Source organism: Streptomyces sp. NPDC052052 (assembly GCF_040680455.1).
GTDB lineage: Bacteria > Actinomycetota > Actinomycetes > Streptomycetales > Streptomycetaceae > Streptomyces.
This window is the reverse complement of record NZ_JBFAWU010000012.1, coordinates 135,810-154,491: the sequence shown is the minus strand read 5'-3', so window position 1 is coordinate 154,491 and position 18,682 is coordinate 135,810. Positions and strand designations below refer to the sequence as shown.

Sequence of the window (18,682 nt, the reverse complement as noted above, 5' to 3'; positions counted from 1 at the left end):
GTTTGTCCACAGGCTGAAGGTGCCTGTAGCCAAAATGCGCCCGCGACCGAACAATCGGTAGGTGAGGCACACCACATCCGCGCCTCGTGCAGTCTCGACATTTCGATGTATTTCGAACCCTGTCGGCGCCGGATCATCCTCCGATGCCCTCGTACGCCGCTCGAAACCCTTGATGCCAGGAGGTGCTTGTCATGACGGTCCAAGAGCTGCCCGGCGCGGCTGCTTACCGGCCCACGCCGCCCCCGGCCTGGAAGCCGCTCACCGATCCCGCGCCGCTGCTCCCGGACCCCGAGCCGTACCGGGTGCTCGGTACGGACGCCGTGGCCGATGCCGACCCCGAGCTGCTGCTGCGTCTCTACGCGGAGCTGGTGCGCGGCCGGCGGTACAACGCGCAGGCCACCGCACTCACGAAACAGGGCCGGCTCGCCGTCTACCCGTCGAGCACCGGGCAGGAGGCCTGCGAGATAGCGGCGGCGCTGGTGCTGAAGGAGCGGGACTGGCTGTTTCCCAGCTATCGCGACACGCTGGCGGCCGTGGCGCGTGGCCTGGACCCGGTCGAAGCACTGACCCTGCTCCGCGGCGACCGACACACCGGATACGACCCGCGCGAGCACCGCATCGCCCCCCTCTGCACCCCCCTTGCCACGCAGCTGCCGCACGCGGTGGGTCTGGCGCACGCGGCACGCCTCAAGGGCGACGACGTGGTGGCGCTGGCCATGGTCGGGGACGGCGGGACCAGCGAGGGCGATTTCCACGAGGCGCTGAATTTCGCGGCGGTCTGGCGTGCCCCGGTCGTCTTCCTCGTGCAGAACAACGGCTTCGCGATCTCCGTACCGCTGGCCAAGCAGACTGCGGCTCCGTCCCTGGCGCACAAGGCCGTGGGATACGGAATGCCGGGGCGGCTGGTGGACGGCAATGACGTGGCCGCCGTGCATCAGGTCCTCGGCGATGCGGTGGCACGGGCCCGGAGCGGTGGCGGTCCGACGCTCGTCGAGGCGGTGACGTACCGCCTGGATGCCCATACGAACGCCGACGACGCCACGCGCTACCGAAGCGACAGTGAAGTGGAGGCGTGGCGTGCGCACGATCCGATCCTGCTTCTGGAACAGGAGCTGACCGGGCGGGGACTGCTCGGTGAGGATGCGATGAGGGAGGCGCACGCGGCCGCGGAACGGATGGCGGCGGCCTTGCGCGAGCGGATGAACACCGACCCGGTGCTGGACCCGATGGCTCTCTTTTCCCATGTGTACGCGGAACAGACCACGCAACTGCGGGAGCAGGCCGCCCGGTTGCGTGTCGAGCTGGAGGCCGGGCAGGACCGGCACGGCCACGAAGGCGTGGAGGAGGGGCGATGACCACCGCAGCGGCACCGGCCGAAGAACCCAGGGCGAAGGCCCGACCCGCCACCATGGCGCAGGCCCTCGGGCGGGCGTTGCACGACGCGATGGCGGAGGACCCGGCGGTACACGTTCTCGGCGAGGACGTGGGCACGCTCGGCGGGGTGTTCCGGATCACCGACGGTCTGACGAAGGAGTTCGGCGAGGACCGTTGTACGGATACCCCGCTGGCCGAGGCGGGCATCCTCGGCACGGCCGTCGGCATGGCGATGTACGGGCTGCGGCCCGTGGTGGAGATGCAGTTCGATGCCTTTGCCTACCCGGCCTTCGAGCAGCTCCTCAGCCACGTCGCCAAGATGCGGAACCGGACGGGCGGAGCCATGCCTTTGCCGATCACGGTCCGGGTGCCGTACGGCGGCGGGATCGGCGGGGTCGAGCATCACAGTGACTCCTCGGAGGCGTACTACATGGCGACGCCCGGCCTCCACGTCGTCACGCCGGCGACGGTCGAGGACGCGTATGGACTGCTGAGGGCGTCGATCGCCTCCGACGACCCTGTGGTCTTCCTGGAACCCAAGCGGCTCTACTGGTCCAGGGCCGACTGGTCGCCGGACGCGCCGGTGGCCGTGGAGCCCGTCGGGCGGGCTGTCGTCCGACGGCCCGGGCGCAGTGCCACCCTGATCACGTACGGGCCCTCGCTGCCGGTCTGTCTGGAGGCCGCTGAAGCAGCCGTCGAAGAGGGCTGGGACCTCGAAGTGGTCGATCTGCGCTCGCTGGTGCCGTTCGACGACGAGACCGTCGCGGCTTCGGTCCGGCGCACCGGACGCGCCGTCGTCGTCCATGAGTCCTCCGGTTTCGGCGGTCCGGGCGGCGAGATCGCGGCCCGGGTCACCGAGCGCTGCTTCCACCATCTGGAGGCTCCGGTGCTGCGGGTCACCGGGTTCGACATTCCGTATCCGCCGCCGATGCAGGAGCGGCACCACCTGCCGGGCGTGGACCGGGTGCTCGACGCGGTGGCCCGCCTGCAGTGGGAGGCGGAGAGCTGATGCCCCAGGTATGCGAGTTCAAGCTGCCGGATCTCGGCGAGGGACTCACCGAGGCGGAGATCGTGCGCTGGTTGGTGGAGGTCGGTGATGTCGTCGCCATCGACCAGCCGGTCGTCGAGGTGGAGACGGCCAAGGCGATGGTGGAGGTGCCGTGCCCGTACGGGGGCGTGGTGACCGCACGGTTTGGTGAGGAGGGTACGGAACTGCCGGTCGGGGCACCGCTTCTGACGGTGGCTGTGGGGTCCGGGGCGGATCTGGGAGTCATGGGGCCGGTGGGGCCGGGGTCGGACGCGAGGCCAGGCACTGGTTCCGGGGCGGAGGCGTCGACGGGAGGGCCGGACGGCTGCCCTGACAGCGCGGGTTGCGGTTCCGGGGAGACGGAACAGTCGGGCAAGTCGGGGAACGTACTGGTCGGGTACGGGACCGGTGCACCGGCAGCGCGCCGCCGGAGGGTCCGTCCCGAAGCGTTGGCGACGCCTGGTGCCGCACAGACGGCTGGGGCGTCCGGGGCGGCTCCGAATGTGGTGCAGGGGCCGGTGGCCGTCGTCTCCCCGCTGGTGCGGAAACTGGCGAGGCAGCATGATCTCGATCTGCGGCAACTCACCGGATCCGGCCCTGACGGGCTGATCCTGCGGTCCGACGTCGAGTCCGCGATCAAGGCGTCGGCAGCGGGGGCTGCGGTGTCCGCCCAGGCCCCGACCGCGGTCCCGCCGGCACCGGAGCCGATTGCGGCAGTGACCTCGCCTTCACAGGTGCGGTCGGCGTTGGCCGAGAGGGCTGCGGGGCCGGCAGTGGAGCGGATCCCGTTGCGCGGTGTGCGGGGCGCGGTGGCCGACAAACTGGCCCGCAGCCGGCGGGAGATCCCCGATGCCACGTGCTGGGTGGATGCCGACGCCACCGAACTCATGGCGGTCAGGTCCGCGATGAACCGTGCCGGTGGTCCGGCCGCCGGACCCAAGGTGTCGGTACTCGCCCTGCTGGCACGTATCTGTACCGCTGCGCTGGCCCGATTCCCCGAACTCAATTCCGTGGTGGATCCTGAGGCGCGGGAGATCGTGCGGCTGCCCGAGATCCATCTCGGGTTCGCCGCCCAGACCGAGCGGGGGCTGGTCGTGCCCGTCGTCCGGGACGCGCAGGCCCGGAACACGGAGTCGATCGGGGCCGAGATCGCCCGGCTGACCGAGGCTGCCCGGACCGGGAGAATCAGCCCGGCGGAACTGACCGGCGGGACGTTCACGCTGAACAACTACGGGGTGTTCGGGGTCGATGGCTCGACGCCGATCATCAACCATCCGGAGGCGGCGATGCTGGGCGTCGGCCGGATCGTCCCGAAGCCGTGGGTGCACGGGGGCGAGCTGGCCGTACGCCAGGTCGTCCAGCTCTCGCTGACCTTCGACCATCGGGTCTGCGATGGCGGTACGGCAGGTGGCTTCCTGCGCTACGTGGCCGACTGCGTGGAACAACCGGCTGTGCTGCTGCGCACGTTGTAGGAGGAAACGGTCGCGGGCTCCCGTTTCCTGCGCTGGATCCGCGGGATTCGAGGAGGGGGAGGATCGACGGGAGGCTGCGGCCCGCATACTCGGATGCATGACCGTGTATGACGCAATCGTCCTTGCCGGAGGGGCTGCCAGGAGGCTCGGCGGCGCCGACAAGCCCGGAATCCGGGTCGGTGGGCGTGCGTTGCTCGACCGGGTGCTCGCGGCCTGCGCCGGCGCCTCGACCGCCGTGGTGGTGGGCGGGCGGCGCCCCACGGTACGCACAGTGACCTGGACGCGCGAAGAACCACAGGGCGGTGGCCCGCTGGCCGCCCTCGGGGCAGGGGTGCGGCACACCGAGGCGGAATGGGTTGTCGTGCTCTCCGCCGACCTCCCGTTCCTCGGGCCGAGCACGGTCGGAGCACTCCTGGCCGCCGCCGGTGACGGGACGGGGGACGGGGCTCTGTGCACGGATCGGGACGGTCGCGACCAACCTCTCGTCGCCGTCTATCGCGGGGAATCGCTGCGCCGCGAACTCGCGCTGCTCGCCACCGAGCACGGCGACCTGTCCGGGCTTCCTCTGCGGTTGCTGACGAACGAGCTCGACCTGGTCCGGGTGGAGGCCGATCCTCTCGCCTCCTTCGACTGCGACACCTGGGAGGACATCGCGTCGGCCCGTGCCCGGATCAGAGAGCATGGGACCGTGCTGGACGAATGGATCACCGCAGTCAAGACCGAACTGGGCATCGAGCTGGACGTCGACACCGATGTCCTGCTGGATCTCGCCCGTGATGCCGCTCATGGCGTCGCCCGCCCCGCCGCACCGTTGACGACCTTCCTGGTCGGGTACGCGGCGGCGAAGGCGAGCGCTGACAGCGACGGCCAGGAGGCAGTGGCCGAGGCCGCCCGCAAGGCCACCGCGCTCGCCCTTCGGTGGGCGGATGAGAACGAGACGCAATGACAGCTCATGACGGCAGGTCCGACCGGGATCCCGCGGCCGACGCGGCGTCGAAGAGCGGTGGGCCTTCGGCGGCCCCCTCGCCTTCGGTGGCCGACTGCTCCTCGGTTATCGATTCTCCTTCGGTGGCCGACTGCTCCTCGGTGGTCGATTCTTCTTCGGTGGCCGACTGGTCCTCGGTGATCGACTCGCCTCCGGCGGGTCCCTTCGCGCCGACGATCGACCGTCCTCCGACGGCGGACCGAGGACGGAGTCCCAAGGAGCTTCGGGCCTCCGAGGAGGACCTGGCTTTCGAACAGGCCCTCGCCCTGGTCGGGCGTCAGTCATCGAGCCAGTCCGGCTCCACCCGCCGCTCGCGGCCCTCGGACCAGTCCCACGCCGCGGACCAGTCCCATGCCGAGGGCCGGTCCCATGCCGAGGGCCGGTCCCACGCCGAGGGCCGGCCCCGCGCCGAGGATCCCTCCCACCGCGCCGGCTCCCGCTCCTCGGAGCAGGAGGAGCAGGAGCCCACCGACCGGCCCCACTGCGCCGAAAAGCCCGCGCGAGCAGCTCAGCCCATGCCCTCGACGCCGAGCCGGGGCACCGGCCGGCCCCACGGAAGCGACCGGCGCGGACGGGCGACGCCCTGGCGGGAGGCGCGCGCTCTCGCGGCACGATCAGGCCGTGACGCTCCTGCCCGTACCCTGCGGCTTCCGCTGGACCAAGCGCTCGGTCATGTCATTGCCGAGCCCCTGATCGCACTCACCGATCTGCCGTCGTTCGACACCTCCGCCATGGACGGCTGGGTCGTCACCGGACCGGGGCCGTGGATCATCCGCGAAACCGAAAGGGCCGGAAACGACGGGAAGGGCTCCGAGGCCCCGGGCACAGGCCGGCGTCCGGGCCGGGACCTGGGCATCCTCGCCGGGCACAGCGCCCTCGCCGCGCTTCCCGACGGCGAAGCCGTACGGATCGCCACTGGCGCTCGCATCCCGATGGACGCCAATGCCGTCATCCGCAGCGAACATGCCCGCGTGGACGAGGCCAAGGGGCTGCTTCATGCGAAGCAGCAGGTGCATCCCGGGCAGGACATCAGGCCTTGCGGTCAGGAATGCCGCTCCGGGGACCAGCTCCTTCCCGCCGGAGTTCTGGTGACACCCGCTGTCCTGGGGCTTGCCGCGGCCGCGGGGTACGACGAACTCGTCACCGTTCCCCGCCCCCGCGTCGACGTCCTCGTCCTCGGCGACGAACTGCTGACCAGCGGCCTGCCGCAGGACGGACTGATCCGCGACGCGCTCGGCCCGATGATCGGCCCCTGGCTGCGCGCGCTGGGCGCCGAAGTCTCCGCGCCGCAGCGTCTCGGTGACGACGCGGCGGCTCTCCGGCGTGCCCTCACCACCTCCGACGCCGACCTGGTCATCACCACCGGGGGTACGGCCGCGGGTCCCGTCGACCACGTCCACCCGGTCCTCGCCGAGATCGGGGCCGAGCTGCTGGTCGACGGCGTCGCCGTCCGCCCCGGTCACCCGATGTTGCTGGCCAGGCTCGGAGCGGAGAACGGGGAGTCGGGCCCTCATCTGGTCGGACTGCCCGGCAACCCGCTGGCCGCCGTCTCCGGGCTCCTCACGCTCGCCGAGCCCCTGCTCCGTGGGCTGGCGGGTCACACGCCCCGGGCGCCGCACCGGGTGCCCGTACGCCACGAGGTGCACGGGCACCCGCATGACACCCGCCTGGTGCCCGTCGTCCGTCGTGGAGGCGGGGCGGGCGGCGCAGGCTATGCGGGCCGTGCGGGCGGCACCAGGAACGGCATGGGCACCCCCGGAGCCCCCGGAGCCCCCAGAGACACGGGAACCGGCACCGGTGCCGAGTACGTCATACCGCTGCGCTACAACGGTCCGGCGATGCTGCGGGGGATTGCCGCGGCGGACGGGCTGGCCGTCGTGCCACCGGGCGGGGTACGGTCCGGCACCGAGGTGGAGATCCTCGATCTGCCGTGGGCCTCGGCGACGCCGTGGACGGAAGGGTGTTTCACGTGAAACTTCCCGGCCATGATGCGATGGCCAGGCATGCCGACGAGTATGTCGCACCCACACGGGTGTCGCTCCCGCGCAGGGTCACCGAAGGGCCGGCGCGGCAGGTCGCCAAGCGGCTGATGATGGCGTTGATGGTGCTTGCCGTCACGGTGCTGATCGTCTGGCTCGACCGTGGCGGCTATCACGACGCCGCCGACGGCAAGGTCGGCCTGCTGGACTCGGTGTACTACGCGACGGTCACCCTCTCCACCACCGGCTACGGCGACATCACCCCGTACGGGGACGCTGCCCGGCTCACCAATGTGGTGCTCGTGACACCGCTGCGGGTGCTCTTCCTGATCATCCTGGTCGGCACCACTCTCGAGGTCCTCACCGAACGGACCCGGGAGGATTTCCGGCTGAAGCGTTGGAGAACCAACTTGCGTGACCACACCGTTGTCGTGGGCTTCGGCACCAAGGGCCGATCAGCCATCCAGACCTTGCGGGCCACCGGCCTGAAGAAGGAACAGATCGTCATCGTCGACCCGGCGACCAAGGTGATAGAGATCGCCAACGCCGAGGGCTTCGTGGGTGTGGTCGGTGACGCGACACGCAGCGAGGTCCTGCTGCGGGCCGAACTCCAGAAGGCGCGTCAGATCATCATCGCCACCCAGCGCGACGACACGGCGGTGCTGGTGGCCTTGACCGCGCGGCAGCTCAACCGAGGTGCGAAGATCGTCGCCGCGGTGCGCGAGGAGGAGAACGCTCCGCTGCTCCGTCAGTCCGGTGCGGACGCCGTGATCACCAGTGCCAGTGCGGCGGGCCGGCTGCTCGGTCTCTCTGTGCTCAGCCCCAGCGCGGGCACGGTGATGGAGGACCTGATCCAGCAGGGCAGCGGGCTCGATCTCGTCGAGCGGCCGGTGATAAAGGCCGAGGTAGGGAAGAGCGTCCGGGAGACCGACGATCTCGTGGTCAGTGTGCTGCGCGGACATCGGCTGCTCGGATACGACGATCCGGCCGCCAGCCCCCTGCAGTTGACGGACCGCCTGATCACCATCGTGCGTGCCACGAATGAGCCACCGCTGACCCCTCCGCCCACGGGCACGCCACTGCCGTAGCCGGGCCGCGCGCAACCGGTCGCGGTGAGCTCCCGCGGACCGGCAGGGCAAGCCGGTGTCGTGCGCCGGGCCTCGTGCCTCCGGTGTCGCGGGCCGGGCTGCGCCGCCGGCCCAGCCCGGCCCAGCCCGGCCCGCCTCCATGGACGCGGCCCGCCGCACAGGTTGTCCCGAGGCCTGCCGTCGCGACGACATCGTCCGGGACATCCCACGGAGTAGCCTCGCCGCCATGTATGCGATCACGATTCCTGAACCCGGTGGCCCCGAGGCGCTCGTATGGGCCGAGGTGCCGGATCCGGTGGTGGGCGAGGGCGAGGTTCTCGTCGACGTCGTGTCCAGTGCGGTCAATCGCGCCGACGTGCTGCAGAGGCAGGGGTTCTACAACCCGCCCCCCGGCGCATCCCCGTACCCGGGCCTGGAGTGCGCGGGCCGCATCACCGCGCTCGGGCCCGGCGTCACCGGCTGGGCGGTCGGCGACGAGGTGTGTGCGCTCCTGGCGGGCGGCGGCTACGCGGAGAAGGTTGCCGTGCCCGCCGGCCAGTTGCTGCCCGTACCGGACGGGGTCGATCTGACTCGGGCCGCGGCGCTGCCCGAAGTGACGGCCACCGTCTGGTCGAACGTCTTCATGGTGGCCCATCTGCGCCCCGGTGAGACGTTGTTGGTGCACGGCGGATCCAGCGGCATCGGCACGATGGCGATCCAGCTCGCCAAGGCCGTGGGTGCGCGAGTCGCGGTGACCGCGGGCGGACCGGAGAAGCTGGAGCGCTGTGCGGAGCTCGGGGCCGACATCCTGATCGACTACCGGGAGCAGGACTTCGTCGAGGAGCTGCACAAGGCGACGGGCGGGGTCGGTGCCGATGTCATCCTCGACATCATGGGCGCGAAGTACCTGGACCGGAACGTGAAGGCACTTGCCGTCAACGGCCGACTGGCCATCATCGGTCTCCAGGGCGGCGTCAAGGGCGAGTTGAATCTCAGTGCCCTACTGAACAAGCGGGCCGCCATCACCGCGACCTCCCTGCGCGGCCGTCCCCTTGCCGAGAAGGCCGCCATCGTCGCCGCCGTACGCGAGCACGTCTGGCCGCTGATCGCCGACGGCGTCGTACAGCCGATCGTGGACCGCACGCTGCCGATGTCGGATGCTGCCGAGGCGCACCGGGTGCTGGAGTCCAGTGGGCACATCGGGAAGGTGCTCCTGCAGACGCCCGTGGACTGATTGTTCCGGGAGCGGTCACGGGTTCCGCCGGTGACCGCATGTCAGTAGCCCCCTCACCCCTCAACCCCCCCTCACCCCTCAACCCCCTTACTCCTCCGCAACCTCAGCACATACAACGGTGCCCGGCACACAGGTCGTCGACCCTGTGCGCCGGGCTTTGGCGTTGTCGCTGAGTGACTGATGTACACGCACCGGAGGGGGAGCGGCCGGCTCTCAGGGCGTACGGCCTGGTGCCGGTGACAGGACTAGAGGTACGGGCCCGACCGGATGGCCCCGCCCTGGTCCGCGCCGCCCTCTTCCTCGTGCCCGCTCCCCGGCGGGAGGGCACGCCGCATCTGCTCCAGCTGGGCTCGTGCCGCCATCTGCTGGGCGAAGAGCGCCGTCTGGATACCGTGGAAGAGACCCTCCAGCCAGCCCACCAACTGAGCCTGTGCGATCCGGAGTTCCGCCTCGGAGGGCACCGAGTCCTCGGTGAACGGCAAGGAGAGCCGTTCCAGCTCCTCCACCAGCTCCGGCGCGAGACCGTCCTCCAGCTCCTTCACGGAACCTGCGTGGATCTCCTTGAGCCTGACCCGGCTCGCCTCGTCGAGAGGAGCCGCTCTGACCTCCTCCAGGAGCTGCTTGATCATGCTGCCGATGCGCATGACCTTCGCGGGCTGTTCGACCATCTCCGTCACTGGGACCTCACGCGACTCGTCGTCAGCGCCACCGCCGCCGATCGCCATGCCGTCCTGCCCCACCACGAGGACTTGGGGGTGCTCCTGCGACCGTTCATTCCTCGGCATCTCCATGGCGTCATTGTCTCCCACACCTGCCGTACAGGACGGTGGTGCCCCCGTAAACGGTTGATCCACCGCCTGTGGTGGCATCGAATCGGTCGGTGAGTCCGTGAGCGGCGGGTCCTGTGCCGGCGTCCTGTGTCCGGTGTCAGACCGGGCGGCGCATGCGGAGGGCCAGGAAGCCCAGCCCCAGCCCTATCAGCGTGATTCCGGCCCCCAGCGACACCCGCTGCACCCGCTCCACGGCCGGTGCACCGAGGGCCCGGGAGGCCGGCCGGCCGGGCTCGGGGAAGGGGCTCGCCGCCGGTGTCACGGCTGTCGCCGGCCCCGGATCGGTCGCCGCGGGCTGCGTGTCGGGGTCGTCGAACGCGCTGTCATCGGGTGCGGGCTCACCGGCAGGAAGCTGTCGTCCGGGCCGGGCCCGCCCCTCGCCGGCCAGGCGCCCGGCGAGCGGAGGCTGCGCCTCGGAGGCCGGGGTCCCGGGGTCCGAGGCGGAGGAGCTGGGGGAGGGGGAGGCCGAGAGCGGTGCGGAGACCGGAGCGGCGGACGGAGGCTGAGCCGGGGACGCGGGGGCGGCCGGACTCTCGCCCGGAGAGGGCGTTATGTCGCCGTCGGCATCGTCGCCCGCGTCATCGCCCGTATGGCCCGTGTTGCCCGTGTCGTCTCCCGGGGAAGGGGTGGCCGGACTGCTGTCCGAGGGGGAGGCCGTCGGTGCGGTCGAGGGTTCGGCCGAAGGAGTGAACGAAGCCTTGCCCGTCGGATCGGCACCCGAGGTGGCGGACGGCGGGGTCGAGGACGGCGGGGCGGCGGAAGACGGGCCGGAAGGCCCGGCCGGTGGGGTCAGGGGCGGAACCGTCGGAGTGCTGACCGTGCCCGGTATTCCGCCGGGAGTGCGCCGGTCCGCATGCGCCACGCCGGTGGCGCTCCCCAGCGTCGCGCCTGCCGTCAATATGAGGCAGGCCACGCACCTCGTGGGCCGGGAGGGGAGAAGTCCGAGAGCCATGAGGTCAGCGTCACATGTGGCGATATGTCCGGCATCTCGGGTCTACCGGCACCTCGGATGCAGCGGATACCCGAAGTCGCCTCACGGTTCGCTGTCACCCGCACGGCCCCACACAAGGTCCTACGCACGGCGCCACACGCGACGCCACACGCGCGCTGCCCTGCACACACGCCCATGGAGCGTCGCCCGCCCGCGGCACGCGCACCGGGCCCACGGCCCGCCCGGCCGTCCCTCAGGTCAGCCCGCCCGCATCCCCATCAGGCCCGCGGCCGGTGTCAGGCCGCTCGTCGCGATCAGGCCGGGTCGCCCGTCGCGATACGCAGCTCGAAGTGGGCTCCGGTCTTGGGAACCGCGGTACCCGCGGAGGGGAACTGGTCGATGACCTGGTCCTCCGCGTAGGTGTTCCCCGGCACCTCGATCTGCTTGATCGTCCATCCCGCCGCGGCCGCGCACGCCTTCGCGGAGAGGATGTCCTTGTAGATGAAGCTCGGGGCGTCGACCTTGTTCGGGTCGTCGTTGTCCTCCATGGCGTCCGTGCAGTCCTCGGTGTCCATCGTCCGGTTCCGCTCCGGATCCTTGTGCTCGCCCGCGGCCGGCGATGCGCTCGCGGAGTTGCCGCCCGAACCCGTGCCGTCCTTCAGCGAGAGAACCGCGATCAGTCCGCCGATGGCGATCAGCGCGACCACGATCGAACCCACGACCACCGGCATGTTCCGCTTGGAGCCGCCCCCGCCGGAGCCGGACTGCGACGCGACCGCGTACGGCGGCGGGGTCTGCATCGGGGACATCGGGGCCGGGTTCTGGTACGCCGGGGCCGCCTGGGGATAACCGTACGAAGGTGCCGGTGCCGGGGTCGGCGGACCGTACGGGCCCGGCTGGGCGCCGGAGTGGTACGGGCCCGGCTGGTAGGGCGTCTGGACGCCGTGCGGCGTCGCGGTGGACTGGTCGACCGGCGGGAAGACCGCCGAGCCGACGCCCGAGCCGCTGTTCGACGGTGCACCCGCGACGATCACCGGGGCACCCGTCTGCCCGCTCGCGCTCAGCACGCGCGCGATCTCGTCCTGCATCGCCGCGGCGCTGGGGAAGCGCTCGTTCGGATTCTTCCTCAGTGCGCGGGCGACGAGCGCGTCCATCGCCGGGGTGATCGACCGGTTGATGGTGGAGGGCGCGACCGGCTCCTCCTGGACGTGCGCGTACGCGATGGCGAGCGGGGAGTCCGCATCGAACGGGAGGCGCCCGGTCAGCAGCTGGAACAGCATGATGCCGACCGAGTACAGGTCGGAGCGGGCGTCCACCCCACGGCCCAGGGCCTGCTCGGGGGAGAGGTACTGCGGAGTGCCGACGACCATGCCGGTCTGCGTCATCGACGTGACGCCCGACTGCATGGCGCGGGCGATGCCGAAGTCCATGACCTTCACGACACCGCGCCTGGTCACCATCACGTTGCCGGGCTTGATGTCGCGGTGGACCAGGCCCATCTCGTGGCTGGTGTCCAGCGCGGCCAGCACGTCGGCGGTCACCTTGAGCGCCTTGTCGGCCGGCATCGCGCCGTGGTCGCGGATGTCCGCCTGGAGAACGGAACCGAGCGGTTGCCCCTCCACGTACTCCATGACGATGTACGGCATCAGCGCGCCGCCGAGCTCGTCCTCGCCGGTGTCGAAGACCGAGACGATGTTGGTGTGCTGCAGTTTGGCCACGGCCTGCGCCTCGCGCCGGAACCGCTCACGGAAGGACTGCTCGCGGCCCAGCTCGGTGTGGAGCGTCTTGATCGCGACCTGGCGGTCGAGCGCGGAGTCGTACGCCAGGTATACGGACGCCATCCCGCCCTCACCGAGCAGGTCCCGCAGCTGGTAGCGGCCGCCGGCGATCGAACCGCCCGCGTAGCGGCCATGGGCGCCGTGTGCGCCGTCCTGGCTCATGACGTGCTTCCCCCCTCGGCGCGCGCCCGGCGCGGTGAGACCCGTGACGCGCCAAGTCTGCCTGAGGGGTACGACACGTCAAGCCAGGTGCCCGTTCCGTGACCCTCGGCACAGGAAGCGTCCTTGAAGCGTTACAGGAAGAGCATGGAAAGTGCGCGGAAGGCACACCGGTCGATCGGATGACCCGTCCCTTTGGAGGGACGGCAGGTACGAGAGAGGCTGTAGCGTGACGGAGCAATGCAGCTAGACACCGTGAGAACGCGCGGATGCGCGGACACATACGACGGCGAGGACTGATGGCACCCGAACCCGAAGCAAGCGGCGGCGGAGTTTCGGATGGCACCGACTCCTGGGGCATCGGCGGCGTCGTCGGTGATGGTCGTTACCGGATGACCCACCGGCTCGGCCGGGGCGGCATGGCGGAGGTATATGCGGCGGAGGACATCAGACTGGGGCGCACGGTCGCGGTGAAGCTCCTGCGGTCCGACCTTGCCGAGGACCCGGTCTCCAAGGCCCGGTTCACACGCGAGGCCCAGTCCGTCGCGGGTCTCAACCACCACGCGATCGTCGCCGTGTACGACTCCGGCGAGGACGTCGTGGGCGGGCAGACCGTCCCCTACATCGTGATGGAGCTCGTCGAGGGCCGCACCATCCGTGATCTCCTGCTCAGCGCCGAGGCGCCGCCGCCCGAGCAGGCACTGATCATCGTCTCGGGAGTGCTGGAAGCCCTCGCGTACTCGCACCAGCACGGCATCGTGCACCGTGACATCAAGCCCGCCAACGTGATCATCACCAACTCTGGCGCGGTCAAGGTGATGGACTTCGGTATCGCGCGTGCCCTGCACGGTGCGCAGTCGACGATGACGCAGACCGGCATGGTCATGGGCACGCCGCAGTACCTCTCTCCCGAGCAGGCGCTGGGCAAGGCCGTCGACCACCGGTCCGACCTCTACGCCACCGGCTGCCTGCTCTACGAACTCCTGGCGCTGCGGCCCCCGTTCACGGGGGAGACGCCGCTCTCCGTGGTGTACCAGCATGTGCAGGACATGCCGGTCCCGCCGTCCGAGGTGCTGGACGCGGTTCCGCCCGAGCTGGACGGGCTGGTCATGCGCTCGCTCGCGAAGGACCCGGACGACCGGTTCCAGAGCGCCGAGGAGATGCGCGGCCTCGTCCAGTACGGCTTGCAGATGCTCCAGGTGCAGGGTGGCCACACGGGTACGTGGAACACCGGCCCGGTCGCCCCGCACGAGGCCGGCCACACCCCGGCCATGGGCATGCCCGGGGGCACGATGGCGATGAGCCGTCCGCAGCACGGGGACACCTCGCAGGGGCCGATCCTGCCGCCGATGAACCCCGACGACGGGGGCTACGAGGGCGGACACCACGGCGGGGGCGGCCGCGGCAAGCTGTGGCTGTTCGTCGTGCTCGCGCTGATCGCGATCGTGGCCGGTGTCGCGATAGCGGTCAACGCGGCGAACAACTCCGGGGAGCAGCCCACCACGCCACCGGTCTCGACCTCCAGTTCGCCGGAGCCGTCGAAGACCTCGTCCTCACCGAGCGACGAGCAGACCGGGGAGACCCGGCAGCCGGACAACTCCACCGGCAACCAGCAGCAAAGGCCGTCGTCGGACTACTACTCCCCGTCGGCCACCCCGAGCGACACCTACGAGCCTCCGACGACCGAGCCGTCCGGACCGGCCACCGACGGCGGCACGGGCACGACGGACGGCGGTACGAGCACGACGGACGGCGGCACCGGCACCACGGACGGCGGCACGGGCACGACGGACGGCGGCACCGGCACCACGGACGGCGGCACGGGCACGACCGAAGGCGGCACCACGGGTTCGGCCTCCGGAACCAACGCGGGTGCGGCCGGTTCGGCCGGCACCACCGGCACCACCTCGTAACCCGGTGGGTGCGCGGGACGGTCTCACCCCGTGAACGCCTCGCACACCGCCTCGTACTCGCGCGTCCACCAGACCGCCAGGGCCGACACCGCAGGGAACTGCGGGTCGGCCCTTCGGTCGTGCAGGCAGTACCGCCAGCGCAGTATCCAGAAGTCGTTGAGCCTCTCCCACCACACCCGGTGCACCGCCGCGGCCAGTTCCGCCGGCCCCGCCCCGGCCGCCCGCCGGTAGGCCCCGGCGTACGCCCGTACCTTGTCCAGTTCCAGCTTCCCGGCCGGCTGGACGAAGAAGATCGCCGCGGCCCGTACCGCCTCCTCCGCGCGCGGCTGGATGCCCAGCCGGTCCCAGTCGAGGATCGCGACCGGATCGGTGTCCCGGTAGAGGACGTTCAACGGGTGGAAGTCGCCGTGCACCCAGCTGGTGGCCGGGACGCAGGGGGTGGGCGGTCTGCGGTCGGCGTGCCGTTCCAGCAGGATGCGCCGTTCCAGCAGGCGGTGTTCGGCCAGTTCGTCGAAGGAGTCCCGCCGTCGGCGCCGGCGGGCGGCCGTCAGCAGGTCCTCGATGAGCACGAAGGTGTCGGCGGGGTCGGGGCTCCGGCAGCCGCCGGACCGTCCCGCGGGTCCCGTGGCCGTCTCCATGACCTGTTCCAGCCCGGTGTGCACGGCGCCCAGCAGCGCGCCCAGCCGTCGTGACTGGGCGGTGGTGAGCTGGTCACCGGCCCGGTGCAGCCCGTCGACCCAGGGGTGCAGGGCGTAGCACCGGCCGCCGATCTCCGCGACCGTGCCGCCCTCGGTGTCCTCCACGGGCGGGGCGACGGGCACCCCGAGAGACTGCAGCCGCTGGGTGGCGCGGTGCTGGCGGACGATCGTGGCGCGGTCGCCGGTGGAGTCGTCGAGATGATGCTTGAGGAAGTAGGAGCCGCGGGTGGTGGAGACGCGATAGCCGTGGTTCAGCAGGCCCTGGGCGACCGGCTTGCAGAGGAGGGGCTCACCGGCGTCCGGATAGCGGCGCAGCACCTCGCCCACCGGAGGTACGGGCGGACCGGGCTCGGCCGAACGGGGCCGGGGCGGGCACAGCACCTCGTCGGCCGGCGGAGCAGACGGAAGGGTTACAGATGAGCGCGGCACTCGCCAGATGTTAGATCACGCTGCGTGGTTGAACGGCTGACTTGCGTGAAAGCTCAGAGTGTGCACGGAGGCGAAGTGCGGCGCGATCGCGAGATGGGCCGGGGCGAACGGCTCGCCGTTCACCTGCACGGGAGCGGGACCGAAGAGCTCCTGCTGCTCGGGCGTCGGACGGAAGATCTCGGCGGGGCCGGTGAACTGCACGGACCACCCGTAGTCGTCGTCCCCGGCAGCCGCGGCGTCGAGGTTGTCCGCCCCGTACGCGACGACCGCGCCGTCGCAGGCCTCGTGGTAGCCGAGGCCCGCGTGCATCCGCAGGACGACGCGGCCGTCGATCACGAGGTGCCGGGCCACCGCGAGTATCGGCAGGGCGCGCATGCTCGTCGCCAGCCGGCCGTACCGGACGCGGCCGATCAGTTCGATCGCGGGGACTTCCTCAGGAGGCATGTCCCTCACTCTTCCCCACCGGGGAGGCCGCAAAAAGAGGCGGCGGCCCCGGTTGGTCCGGGACCAAAGTCCTGAAGATCGCCGAAGGGCGTCGGCGCCGGGCCGATGCCCCGACCGGCGCCCCGGCCCACTCCCCGGCCGGTCCACCGTGCGGTGCCCGGCCCGTTCCGTCCCGCCGTCGTGCGGTGCTCAGCTCTGCTGTGCCTGCAGTCTGGCCACGTACGCGGCGGCCTGCGAGCGCCGTTCCATGCCCAGCTTGGAGAGCAGGCTGGAGACGTAGTTCTTGATGGTCTTCTCCGCGAGGTGCATGCGCTGGCCGATCGCCCGGTTCGTCAGTCCCTCGCCGATCAGATCGAGGATCTTGCGCTCCTGCTCGGTGAGGCCCGCGAGCTTCTCGTCGCCCCGGGGCTTCTTGCCGTCGCGCAGCCGTTCCAGGACCCGGGCCGTCGCCACCGGGTCCAGCAGCGACTTCCCGGCCGCCACGTCCCGGACCGCATTCAGCAGTTCGTTACCGCGAATCGCCTTCAGCACGTATCCCGAGGCGCCCGCCATGATCGCGTCGAACAGCGCCTCGTCATCGGCGTAGGAGGTCAGCATCAGACAGGCGATGTTCTCGTCCTCGGAGCGGACCTCCCGGCAGACCTCCACCCCGCTCCCGTCCGGCAGCCGCACATCGAGCACCGCCACATCGGGCCGCGTCGCGGGAATGCGGACCAGCGCCTCCGCCGCCGTGCCGGCCTCGCCGACGACCTCGATGTCGTCCTCGCCCGAGAGCAATTCATGGACTCCGCGCCGGACCACTTCATGATCGTCCAACAGAAAAACGGTAATTTTTCCTTGTTTATGCACAAAACGAAGTCTCACACATTCACCTCTTCCCTGCCGCCGAACGGCGGGATAACGTGCCGTTGTTCCGGCGGCCTGCGAGGCCGTTCCCAAGGCTGTGACCAGCGAGAGTTCCCGACTTTCTCGATTTACTTGGAAATCCAAGCAAAATCGCAGGTCAGGAAGGGTTTCGCAGTTATGCGACCTACTGGGTAACGTGCTTTCGGCAGGGCGCTCGCCGGGGCACCTGTCACGCCTGTTCCCGGATCGAGCGGCACCCACCCCGTGCACGGGTCCGGAAACAGGCGAGCCGCACTGGATTCCCGGCAGACCCCGGGGGCCGGACCGACGGAGGAGCACACACGTGACCGTGGAGAGCACTGCCGCGCGCACACCGCGACGCAGCAGCAAGCGGACCAGCGCCGTGAAAACGCCCGCTAAGACACCCGTCAGTACGCCACAGAGTTCCGAGCCGGAGCTCGTGCAGCTGCTGACGCCCGAGGGCGAGCGCGTGGAGCATCCGGACTACCGGATCGACCTGACCCCCGAAGAGCTGCGCGGTCTGTACCGGGACATGGTCCTGACCCGCCGCTTCGACGCCGAGGCCACCGCTCTGCAGCGCCAGGGCGAGCTGGGCCTGTGGGCCTCGCTGCTCGGCCAGGAGGCCGCCCAGATCGGCTCCGGCCGGGCCCTCGACGACGACGACTACGTCTTCCCGACCTACCGCGAGCACGGCGTCGCCTGGTGCCGCGGTGTCGACCCGACGAACCTGCTCGGGATGTTCCGGGGTGTGAACCACGGCGGCTGGGACCCGAACAGCAACAACTTCCACCTGTACACGATCGTCATTGGTGCGCAGACCCTGCACGCCACCGGCTACGCCATGGGCGTCGCCAAGGACGGCGCGGACTCGGCCGTGATCGCGTACTTCGGCGACGGCGCCTCCAGCCAGGGAGACGTCGCCGAGTCCTTCACCTTCGCCGCGGTCTACAACGCCCCGGTCGTCTTCTTCTGCCAGAACAACCAGTGGGCGATCTCCGAGCCGACCGAGAAGCAGACCCGCGTCCCGCTGTACCAGCGTGCGCAGGGCTTCGGCTTCCCGGGCATCCGGGTCGACGGCAACGACGTACTCGCCTGCCTGGCCGTCACCAAGTCGGCACTGGAGCGGGCCCGCCGGGGCGAGGGACCCACGCTCGTCGAGGCGTTCACCTACCGCATGGGCGCCCACACCACCTCCGACGACCCGACGAAGTACCGGGCGGACGAGGAGCGGGTCGCGTGGGAGGCCAAGGACCCGATCCTGCGGCTGCGCACCTACCTGGAGAAGCAGCAGGCCGCCGACGAGGCGTTCTTCACCGCGCTGGACGAGGAGAGTGAAGCCCTCGGCAAGCGGGTGCGCGAGGCGGTGCGGGCGATGCCCGACCCGGACCCGATGTCGATCTTCGACCACGTCTATGCCGACGGGAACCCGCTCGTCGACGAGGAGCGCGCCCGCTTCGCGGCGTACCAGGCATCGTTCGCCGAGGAGGGCAACTGA

The 18,682-nt window shown here is 70.7% G+C and carries 15 protein-coding genes; 9 read left to right on the top strand and 6 right to left on the bottom strand.

Translation table 11 applies throughout. From position 1 onward, the window contains the following. The first annotated feature begins 191 nt into the window (after nt 1-191). From pdhA (AB0L71_RS16850) to AB0L71_RS16820, 7 genes are all read left to right on the top strand, one after another. A complete protein-coding gene (gene pdhA / locus AB0L71_RS16850) occupies nt 192-1,355 on the top strand; it encodes a pyruvate dehydrogenase (acetyl-transferring) E1 component subunit alpha (RefSeq protein ID WP_365243190.1) in 1,164 nt (387 codons plus the stop codon). After that, nucleotides 1,352-2,383, top strand: a complete 1,032-nt coding sequence (locus AB0L71_RS16845) for an alpha-ketoacid dehydrogenase subunit beta (protein ID WP_365243188.1) — start codon at nt 1,352-1,354, stop codon at nt 2,381-2,383. The genes pdhA (AB0L71_RS16850) and AB0L71_RS16845 overlap by 4 nt, the downstream gene beginning before the upstream one ends. Continuing rightward, nucleotides 2,383-3,873 carry a dihydrolipoamide acetyltransferase family protein gene (locus AB0L71_RS16840; protein ID WP_365243186.1) on the top strand — a complete coding sequence of 497 codons (1,491 nt, stop codon included), beginning with the start codon at nt 2,383-2,385 and terminating at the stop codon, nt 3,871-3,873. The genes AB0L71_RS16845 and AB0L71_RS16840 overlap by 1 nt, the downstream gene beginning before the upstream one ends. A 97-nt stretch (nt 3,874-3,970) precedes the next feature. Next, complete coding sequence (locus tag AB0L71_RS16835; protein WP_365243184.1) at nt 3,971-4,819, top strand: NTP transferase domain-containing protein; 849 nt, start codon at nt 3,971-3,973, stop codon at nt 4,817-4,819. Next, on the top strand, nt 4,816-6,831 hold the full coding sequence (locus tag AB0L71_RS16830) for a molybdopterin-binding protein (RefSeq protein ID WP_365243182.1): 2,016 nt from the start codon (nt 4,816-4,818) through the stop codon (nt 6,829-6,831). Before AB0L71_RS16835 ends, AB0L71_RS16830 begins: the two co-directional genes overlap by 4 nt. Next, nucleotides 6,789-7,925, top strand: a complete 1,137-nt coding sequence (locus tag AB0L71_RS16825; protein ID WP_365243180.1) for a potassium channel family protein — start codon at nt 6,789-6,791, stop codon at nt 7,923-7,925. The genes AB0L71_RS16830 and AB0L71_RS16825 overlap by 43 nt, the downstream gene beginning before the upstream one ends. Before the next feature lie 226 nt (nt 7,926-8,151). Then, nucleotides 8,152-9,138 (top strand): NAD(P)H-quinone oxidoreductase, encoded by a 987-nt coding sequence (locus AB0L71_RS16820; RefSeq protein WP_365243178.1) that lies wholly within the window; start codon nt 8,152-8,154, stop codon nt 9,136-9,138. A 245-nt stretch (nt 9,139-9,383) separates the two neighbouring features. On the opposite strand, the gene AB0L71_RS16815 is transcribed toward AB0L71_RS16820, so the two are convergent. From AB0L71_RS16815 to AB0L71_RS16805, 3 genes are all read right to left on the bottom strand, one after another. After that, a complete protein-coding gene (locus tag AB0L71_RS16815; RefSeq protein ID WP_365243177.1) occupies nt 9,384-9,929 on the bottom strand; it encodes a bacterial proteasome activator family protein in 546 nt (181 codons plus the stop codon). Nucleotides 9,930-10,065: 136 nt separating this feature from the next. Beyond that, nucleotides 10,066-10,920: a hypothetical protein gene (locus tag AB0L71_RS16810; protein WP_365243175.1), complete on the bottom strand. Its 855-nt coding sequence runs from the start codon at nt 10,918-10,920 to the stop codon at nt 10,066-10,068. Nucleotides 10,921-11,213: 293 nt separating this feature from the next. Next, the gene (locus AB0L71_RS16805) at nt 11,214-12,839 is read right to left on the bottom strand and encodes a protein kinase (protein ID WP_365243173.1); all 1,626 of its coding nucleotides are present in this window, start codon (nt 12,837-12,839) and stop codon (nt 11,214-11,216) included. Between the two features lie 296 nt (nt 12,840-13,135). Between AB0L71_RS16805 and AB0L71_RS16800 the strand changes: the two genes are divergently transcribed. Then, a complete protein-coding gene (locus AB0L71_RS16800) occupies nt 13,136-14,749 on the top strand; it encodes a protein kinase (protein WP_365243171.1) in 1,614 nt (537 codons plus the stop codon). A 23-nt stretch (nt 14,750-14,772) separates the two neighbouring features. Here AB0L71_RS16800 and AB0L71_RS16795 read toward each other — a convergent pair whose 3' ends face one another. The 3 genes from AB0L71_RS16795 to AB0L71_RS16785 all read right to left on the bottom strand — a co-directional run bounded on the left by AB0L71_RS16795 (nt 14,773) and on the right by AB0L71_RS16785 (nt 17,169). After that, nucleotides 14,773-15,765: a phosphotransferase gene (locus AB0L71_RS16795; RefSeq protein WP_365243330.1), complete on the bottom strand. Its 993-nt coding sequence runs from the start codon at nt 15,763-15,765 to the stop codon at nt 14,773-14,775. A gap of 126 nt (nt 15,766-15,891) precedes the next feature. After that, nucleotides 15,892-16,320, bottom strand: a complete 429-nt coding sequence (locus AB0L71_RS16790; protein WP_365243169.1) for a pyridoxamine 5'-phosphate oxidase family protein — start codon at nt 16,318-16,320, stop codon at nt 15,892-15,894. 189 nt (nt 16,321-16,509) lie between these two features. Beyond that, complete coding sequence (locus tag AB0L71_RS16785) at nt 16,510-17,169, bottom strand: response regulator transcription factor (RefSeq protein ID WP_365243328.1); 660 nt, start codon at nt 17,167-17,169, stop codon at nt 16,510-16,512. A 340-nt stretch (nt 17,170-17,509) separates the two neighbouring features. Between AB0L71_RS16785 and pdhA (AB0L71_RS16780) the strand changes: the two genes are divergently transcribed. Continuing rightward, nucleotides 17,510-18,682: a pyruvate dehydrogenase (acetyl-transferring) E1 component subunit alpha gene (gene pdhA, locus AB0L71_RS16780; RefSeq protein WP_365243167.1), complete on the top strand. Its 1,173-nt coding sequence runs from the start codon at nt 17,510-17,512 to the stop codon at nt 18,680-18,682.